The organism is Kaistella gelatinilytica (genome assembly GCF_015679325.1).
Classification (GTDB): domain Bacteria; phylum Bacteroidota; class Bacteroidia; order Flavobacteriales; family Weeksellaceae; genus Kaistella; species Kaistella gelatinilytica.
The window spans coordinates 1,607,749-1,615,148 of sequence record NZ_JADPVI010000001.1 but is presented as its reverse complement, the minus strand read 5'-3'; the positions used below and the strand labels follow the sequence as shown (position 1 = coordinate 1,615,148).

7 protein-coding genes and 1 rRNA gene are annotated in these 7,400 nt (G+C 35.0%); 6 read left to right on the top strand and 2 right to left on the bottom strand.

From position 1 onward, the window contains the following. Window positions 1-100 (top strand): 5S ribosomal RNA (rrf, locus tag IV494_RS07280); the annotation flags it as partial. A gap of 282 nt (window positions 101-382) precedes the next feature. Here rrf and IV494_RS07275 read toward each other — a convergent pair. After that, window positions 383-778: a hypothetical protein gene (locus IV494_RS07275; RefSeq protein ID WP_196079463.1), complete on the bottom strand. Its 396-nt coding sequence runs from the start codon at window positions 776-778 to the stop codon at window positions 383-385. A gap of 437 nt (window positions 779-1,215) precedes the next feature. On the opposite strand from IV494_RS07275, the gene IV494_RS07270 reads away from it, so the two are divergent. Then, window positions 1,216-2,082, top strand: coding sequence for a DUF2911 domain-containing protein (locus IV494_RS07270; RefSeq protein WP_196079462.1), 867 nt, complete (start codon window positions 1,216-1,218; stop codon window positions 2,080-2,082). A 66-nt stretch (window positions 2,083-2,148) separates the two neighbouring features. Next, window positions 2,149-2,499, top strand: a complete 351-nt coding sequence (locus IV494_RS07265; protein ID WP_196079461.1) for a hypothetical protein — start codon at window positions 2,149-2,151, stop codon at window positions 2,497-2,499. Window positions 2,500-2,516: 17 nt separating this feature from the next. On the opposite strand, the gene IV494_RS07260 is transcribed toward IV494_RS07265, so the two are convergent. After that, window positions 2,517-3,248 (bottom strand): hypothetical protein, encoded by a 732-nt coding sequence (locus IV494_RS07260; RefSeq protein WP_196079460.1) that lies wholly within the window; start codon window positions 3,246-3,248, stop codon window positions 2,517-2,519. Window positions 3,249-3,549: 301 nt separating this feature from the next. Between IV494_RS07260 and IV494_RS07255 the strand changes: the two genes are divergently transcribed. From IV494_RS07255 to IV494_RS07245, 3 genes are all read left to right on the top strand, one after another. Further along, window positions 3,550-3,750 carry a helix-turn-helix domain-containing protein gene (locus IV494_RS07255; protein WP_090079727.1) on the top strand — a complete coding sequence of 67 codons (201 nt, stop codon included), beginning with the start codon at window positions 3,550-3,552 and terminating at the stop codon, window positions 3,748-3,750. Between the two features lie 180 nt (window positions 3,751-3,930). Beyond that, the gene (locus IV494_RS07250) at window positions 3,931-5,169 is read left to right on the top strand and encodes a DNA cytosine methyltransferase (RefSeq protein WP_196079459.1); all 1,239 of its coding nucleotides are present in this window, start codon (window positions 3,931-3,933) and stop codon (window positions 5,167-5,169) included. Beyond that, window positions 5,148-7,394, top strand: a complete 2,247-nt coding sequence (locus IV494_RS07245; RefSeq protein ID WP_196079458.1) for a sensor histidine kinase — start codon at window positions 5,148-5,150, stop codon at window positions 7,392-7,394. The genes IV494_RS07250 and IV494_RS07245 overlap by 22 nt, the downstream gene beginning before the upstream one ends. The last annotated feature ends 6 nt before the right edge of the window (window positions 7,395-7,400 follow it).

Below are 7,400 nucleotides of genomic sequence, written 5' to 3'. Positions count from 1 at the left end.
TTTTAGCAGAGGGGCTCACCTGTTCCCATTCCGAACACAGAAGTTAAGCCCTCTAGCGCCGATGGTACTGCGTAAGCGGGAGAGTAGGTCGCCGCCAGTTTTTTTAAAAGCTCATCAATTTTTTTGATGAGCTTTTTTTTGTTGTAAACTTAGAGAACATCGTGAACGAAGACGAAGTAGAAATGATAGTTGATAATAGTATGAAGATAAATGGAGGATGGAGGATAAAATGAGCGCAATGAAGGCTGTTTTATGAATTCAAACTAAAATATTTGATTGTTGATTCAGCAAGTAATAAATCTTAAGTAGACGAAGATTTACTATTTTACAATTCAACGAAATCATATTTATCTACCTACTTTTATAAATTACCTGATAAATATTATTGTAAAGATTTTATTGGATCAATAGCGTGTTCTGATGGTAACACTTTTGTGTAAGTGTTTATTCCCAGCGCACTTATCCGTTGGCTGCAAGAATCTGAAATTACTACTAAACTGAGTTTATCATTGGCGATGGTAAACTTGTAGGTTCCTTGTGAAAGCATGAGACATGGTGATGCTCCACTGGTTTTTACCACCGTGATGCTATCACCTTGTACAGTGTAGTTCATCTGTTCGATCGTCTTACCGTTCCACATCACCGTATAAACATCCTTTGAGAATTGTAAGATCACCGTTTCGGGAGATGGAATGTTTGCTATTCCTTGCCATTGTGTGTTTTCAAGAATATATTTGCTACTATTTTTTCCTGCGCGTTGATTGACGCAGTGCACCATACAATAAAGCTTATTGTCAGTAATTTGATTAGTGTTTTCATTGTATAAAATTTATTGGAGTAAAGGTCTTTCTTTTCTTTGGGAAATTACCCCGTCTTATCACCCATTATTAATTTTTTATCATTCTAAAACTTTATTTTTTCGAAATGGGAGTGAAATTTTATTTTAGCCCAGATGGGAGCGGCATCCTTTTTTGCCGGCAATGATTTGATTTTTGAACCTCAATGTTGGAAGCAAAAAAGATAGAGCGGAAAGCTGGTTGTTGGTTGGAAGAAGGGAAAATCTGGGTGCTCCTCATTGAAAAAGTATTTATTTAACGATAAATACTGGTTCATCGTTTTACAGTCAGTAAAAGTATTAAAGTCTTTGTAGAGACTTGTGACTGATTCTAATTTGAAGTATCTTTAAAACTTATTGATAATCTAATTAAATCTGTCATGAAAAAAAGTATCTTATCTTTATTATTCCTTGGAGCAGTTGCAATGGGCAATGCACAGGTGAAAACTCCGCAAGCGAGTCCGGCTGCAACGGTGATGCAAACTATTGGACTTTCTGAAGTTACGGTAGAATATTCCCGACCGTCTGCGAACAGCAGAAAGGTTTTTGGTAATCTGGTGCCGATGAATCAAGTTTGGCGAACGGGTGCTAATGGGTCTACCGATATCACTTTTAAAAATGATGCAACTTTTAACGGGATCGCTGTTCCGGCTGGGAAGTATGCGCTATACACCATTCCTTCACTGAACGAGTGGGAAGTGATTCTTTATAAGGATACGGAACAATGGGGTGCGCCAAAAGAATTGAAAGCGGATCTGGTTGCGGCAAGAACGAAAGTGAAAGCAGAGAAAAGTGTAACGACCTTTGAAACTTTTAACATCGGTTTTGATGATCTGAAAACGGATAAAGCGAATCTCGTGATGAACTGGGAAAACACGATGGTGAAAGTTCCGATCTTTATGGATTCAAGGAAGGAAGTTTTGGAATCGATCAAGACGACTCTTAAAAAGAAGGATGCTAAAGCGGGAGATTATCACCAGGCTGCGAATTATTATCTTCAGGAAGGAATAGATCTGAGGAAAGCGCTGGAATATACGAAGAAGGCGAATTCGCTTCAGCCCGATACGTATTACATGCTGAAATTGAAGGCTGAAATTGAAGCTGCGAATGGAATGAAGAAAGTGGCGATTGCTACTGCGAATCAATCTCTAGCGCTTGCAAAGAAGGAGGGAAATGAAGATTACGTGAAAATAAATACTGATAATATCGAGAAATGGAGTAACACTAAGTACAAAGTTTCTAACTAAAATAGAAAACGGGCACTTGTAAAAGTGTCCGTTTTTTTTTGGTGATCATTCTTAGCTGTTTATCAATTGCTTGTATGGAGGTTTATTGTTTTTGCGGGTGGTAGTATTCTCTTTGCGGGTGGTAGTATTCTCTTTGCGGGTGGTAGTATTCTCTTTGCGGGTGGTAGTATTCTCTTTGCGGGTGGTAGTATTCTCTTTGCGGGTGGTAGTATTCTCTTTGCAGGTGGTAGTATTCTCTTTGCGGGTGGTAGTATTCTCTTTGCAGGTGGTAGTATTCTCTTTGCGGGTGGTAGTATTCTCTTTGCGGGTGGTAGTATTCTCTTTGAAGGTGGTAGTATTCTCCTCATCCCAACCCTCTCCAAAGGAGAGGGAGTAATTGCATTATCTTTTTTAATAAACAAACTCGCTAATCTTTGATTTTTAGCGAGAGTGTGTTAGAGTTTTGGTTTTCTAATTTGAATTCCTTTTACCTGCGCAAATTCCGGACTTGTGGCACCGAAAATTGCTTTGACATAGAGTTTAACGTCTTTTGCGGTTTCGAAGAGGGAATTTTCGTTGGTGTAAAGGATTTTATCTCTTGCGATTCTGGAATTGCTTACGGCGGCATAGACTGTTGCTACGGCATCATTTTTTTGAATAAGGTCAGCAATTTTTGTGTCGAGGGTGGCAATTTGTAGGTCAACTTCATTTGGAGCATAAGAAGGATCGGCTTCTAAGATTGATTTTAATCCTGATAAATGCTGAATGAGTTGATCGTAAGATTGCTGACTCGTAGATATTGTGTCGGGAGGTGGTGCATTTGGATCCAGCGGAGTTTTTGGTGAGGAAGAACTTTTTCCTTGAATTTTATTATTAAAAGTTTTGGCATCGGCGATGGTTTCGGCGGAAGCATCTGTGCTTTGAAGCGCGGCAAGGAGTCGAGTCGCAAGAATTTTGACATCGCTAAAGGCGGCAACGCGTTCATTAACTTTGGTGTTGAAGGCAGTGTTTTTGGGGATTACCTCTGCGACGCTATTGTCGGCGGCAGCTTTTAGCGTAATAAGCTGGGGAAGCTGGAGATTGTTTTTTGAAGGGTTGTACGTTGCGCCGTAAGCAGTAACGAATTCGATAAGGTCTTGGAAGTTGGCGACGTTTTTGGCGTGGCCTGTTTCGGATGTAGATGCCATGGTATTAGTTTTTAATGGATTAATTAGGTGTGAAATTAAAGAAAGAAGGGTTTATTAACGACCGTTAAAAAACCCTTTTTTATGTTTAATTAATAAAGATATCTGAGAGAGAATTGGTAAAAATAATTGGAGTCCTTGTTAATCTATTGATTAACGGGGATTTTTTTTGCAAAAATTCTTCTGTCATAGGTTCATCTATCATGCATTGAGATTATTTAATTAAAATTAGAAATGTGGCTTATTGCCAGTTGTAGTATTGACAACAAAATTTAAAATTTACAAAGGCTTCAAATATATATTTATGAATGTTAAGGAAAAGCTAGGAGAGCGGATTTGTGAACTGCGACGAGAACAATCATTATCGCAGGAAAAGCTCGCATTGAAAGCAAACATAGACAGAGCTTACATGCATTTAATTGAAAAAGGTAAGACTAATGTTTCAATAGAGTTGATTGAAAAGATAGCAATTGCTTTGGAGATAAATATTAAAGATCTTTTTTGAGTACGATCTTTTTTGAACGTGTCAAGGTCTAAAAAAGGATTGTAAAATGAATGGTAAAATATTATTACTCGATTTATTGGCGGAAAGTCTTGGCTTATCATACGGATTTGAGCAAGTTGTTTTTCAGATGTTTTTGAATTTTAATAATAATGCAATTACTGTAAAAACATTTTAATTTTAATGAAGAATTTTAATTTTATAGATTTATTTGCCGGAGCTTCTGGAATGTCAGAAGGTTTCATTAGAGCAGGGCTAAATCCGATTTCACATATTGAAATGGATAAAGACGCTTGTGACTCTATAAAAACACGGTCTGCTTACCACTATTTAGTTGGAAATAAAAAGGAAAAATACTACACAGAATATTTACGTGGAGATATTTCGAGGCAGGAATTATATACACATGTTCCTAAAGGAATTTTAGATTCCGTCTTAAATATTGAAATTACAGATGATTCTATAAAATCAATATTTTCAAAAATAGATGAGACATTAGATGGCAAAAAGATAGATTTAATAATTGGAGGACCGCCTTGTCAAGCTTACTCTTTATTAGGGAGACATCAGGAAAATATAGAAAATGATCCACGAAATAAGTTATACATTCAGTACGGAAGATTCTTGAAGAAGTATGAACCAACAGGATTTGTATTTGAAAATGTGCCGGGATTATTGAGTGCAAATAAAGGACAGCATTTCAAAAACCTTAAAACTTATTTTAGAAAGATTGGATACGAAGTTTATCATGAGACTTTAAACGCAGCTGATTACGGTGTTCTCCAAGCGAGAAAACGAATAATTATTGTTGGCTGGAAAAAGAATAATAATTATGGTTTTCCAGAAATAAGAAAAATAGTCAAAGAATTTACCGTAAATGATATCTTTCAAGATTTACCTAAATTAAAACCTGGTGACGTACTGCAAGTTGCCAAATATATTAATGACAAAAACGAATACTTAAGCAAATTTGAGTTGAGAAACGGTGTTGATTTCGTTACTCAACATATTGCACGTCCACATAACGAAAGAGATTTAATGATCTACAAAACCGCAATTACAAAGTGGAATAAAAATGAGGAACGTTTAAAATATCCCGACTTACCAACCGAATTGAAAACTCATAAAAATGAAACATCATTTTCTGACAGGTACAAAGTTGTCAATGGGAATGGAGTTTCACATACTGTTGTAGCCCATATTGCGAAAGACGGACACTATTATATTCATCCAGATGTTGAGCAATGTCGCTCAATTTCCGTTAGAGAAGCAGCCAGATTGCAATCTTTTCCAGATGACTTCTTTTTTGAAGGCTCTCGTTCTGCAGCATTCAAACAAATTGGTAACGCTGTACCTCCACTGATGGCTTTTGCCATAGCTAAATCTATAAATAAATTATTATGTCAGAAGAAATTAAAATAAAAGATGGCTTATATAAGATACGTCCTGCCGGAAGGCATATAATAACAATTGGAAGAGATTTAATAAAAGATAAGTATGCTGCGATCGTAGAATTAGTAAAGAATTCATATGATGCCGATTCCCCATATTGTAAAGTTTCACTCCTGCCGTATGAAAGAGAAATTGTCAAAGGTGAAGAAGTTGTATTACTTAAAGGTATTAAAGTTATAATTCAAGATAAAGGACATGGTATGTCGTTCGAAACAGTTACCGACAAATGGATGGTACCTTCTACTGATGATAAACTATATAGAGAAACAAGTCCTGGAGGTAGAATTATGCAAGGGAAGAAAGGTATCGGACGATATTCTGCCTCTGTGATTGGTGATGATATGGTTTTGCAAACAATTGATGAAACTGGAGATTTAACAACTCTATATCTAATTTGGGATCACTTTGAAAAAGCGAAGTATTTAAGTGATGTTGATGTTTTAATAGAAAATTTTAGAACATCGAAATCTAGTGGAACGGAAATAATTATTGTTGGTGATGAGAATCACCTGAATGAATGGACAACAAAACAGATTCAGAACTTAAAATTTGAATTAAAAAAATTAATACCTCCTAAAGATGAGGATGAATTTTTGGTAGAAAAAACCGATGATTTCGAAATTCAATTAGAGATTGGTGATTTTTCATTTGGTGAAGGTTATTGCAACTATACGGAAACCATTGAACCTTACCCTTTATTTGATTTTTTTGATTACAGGATATCTGGCAGTGTTGATAAGAAAGGATTAGCTTCTCTTAAATTTGAAAATAAAAGAATAAAGAATGCACCAGTAGAAAATTTAAATAGTTTCGAGATTTCCTTAAATATTGATTCAGATGATTCTAGAAGCAAAGGATTTTATTGTGGCAATGTAAAATTTGATTTCAGGGTATTTGATAGGGATGCTAGCTCGATTGATGGATTAATTGAGAGAGGTTTAAAAGATCCGACTACAGGGCAATATGTTGGAAGAAGAGAGGCTAGAATTATTTTAGACAAATTCAACGGAATTGGCGTTTATCGAAATGGATTTAGAATTCGCCCTTTGGGTGATGCTGGATTTGATTGGTTAGAACTTGATAAACAAAGAGTTCAAAATCCTTCCCTGAAAGTAGGTAGTGACCAAGTAATTGGATTTATTCATATAGGATCAGAAGATGAATCTGGTTTAATAGAAAAAAGTGCAAGAGATGGATTGAAAGAAAATGCTCAATATTCAGGATTAATTCAAATAGCAAAAAATGTACTTAAAGAATTAGAAAATAGGAGGTATGCATATCGTCAAAGTGTCGGTTTAGGTCGAAGCAATCGAGATATCGATGAAAAAATAAAAGTACTTTACAATTTTGTAGACTTACAAGAAAAAATTGATAAAGAACTCGACTCACTTGGAATAGAAAAGTCTAAAAGAGAAAATATAAATAAATTAATTTCTGATAAAGAAAAAAAGAATAACAAAATTGCAGATGAACTAAAGCAAGTGATTGCATTATACCAAGGTCAAGCGACGGTTGGGAAAATCATAAATGTTGTACTTCACGAAGGAAGGAAGCCTTTAGGATATTTCAAAAATCAAATTCCATTAATCAAAGAATGGAGTGAAGAATTACAAAGTACTTTTAGCCAAGAATTATTAGATAAAATATCAGACAGACTTTCTGTTATAGATGAACAAGGTAAAATATTTATTAATCTTTTTGGTAAGCTAGACCCGTTATCAGCTAAAAAACGAACAAATAAGAGAGATTTTAATGTAAGGCAAGTTATTGAGAATGTTAAAAATGTTTTCCTGTCAGAACTCAATTCTCAAAACATAGAATTTGATATTGACTGCGATATTAATTTATCATCATTCGGATGGAAAGAAGACTTCTATATTGTTTTTACCAACTTAGTGGACAATAGTCTATACTGGTTTCAAAATATTACAGATAGACAAAAAAAAATTTCTTTTAAGGTCTATGAAGATGATGATTTATTAATTATCGAATATAGAGACAATGGATCTGGAATTGAAAAACATCTAATAGAAAGCGAAATTATATTTGAGCCAGAATTTAGCAATAAAATTGGTGGTGGAACAGGATTAGGTTTAGCAATTGCAGGTGAAGCAATCGGCAGAAATGATGGTGATTTAAAAGCTATTTATTCTGAAACAGGTGCGTTTTTTAAAGTTGAAATAACATTACAATAAAAATTT

Excerpts from the sequence above, each read along its gene's own strand:
- IV494_RS07275 (WP_196079463.1), bottom strand. The coding sequence starts at position 778 with ATGGTGCACTGCGTCAATCAACGCGCAGGAAAAAATAGTAGCAAATAT.
- IV494_RS07270 (WP_196079462.1), top strand. The coding sequence starts at position 1,216 with ATGAAAAAAAGTATCTTATCTTTATTATTCCTTGGAGCAGTTGCAATG.
- IV494_RS07260 (WP_196079460.1), bottom strand. The coding sequence starts at position 3,248 with ATGGCATCTACATCCGAAACAGGCCACGCCAAAAACGTCGCCAACTTC.
- IV494_RS07255 (WP_090079727.1), top strand. The coding sequence starts at position 3,550 with ATGAATGTTAAGGAAAAGCTAGGAGAGCGGATTTGTGAACTGCGACGA.
- IV494_RS07250 (WP_196079459.1), top strand. The coding sequence starts at position 3,931 with ATGAAGAATTTTAATTTTATAGATTTATTTGCCGGAGCTTCTGGAATG.
- IV494_RS07245 (WP_196079458.1), top strand. The coding sequence starts at position 5,148 with ATGTCAGAAGAAATTAAAATAAAAGATGGCTTATATAAGATACGTCCT.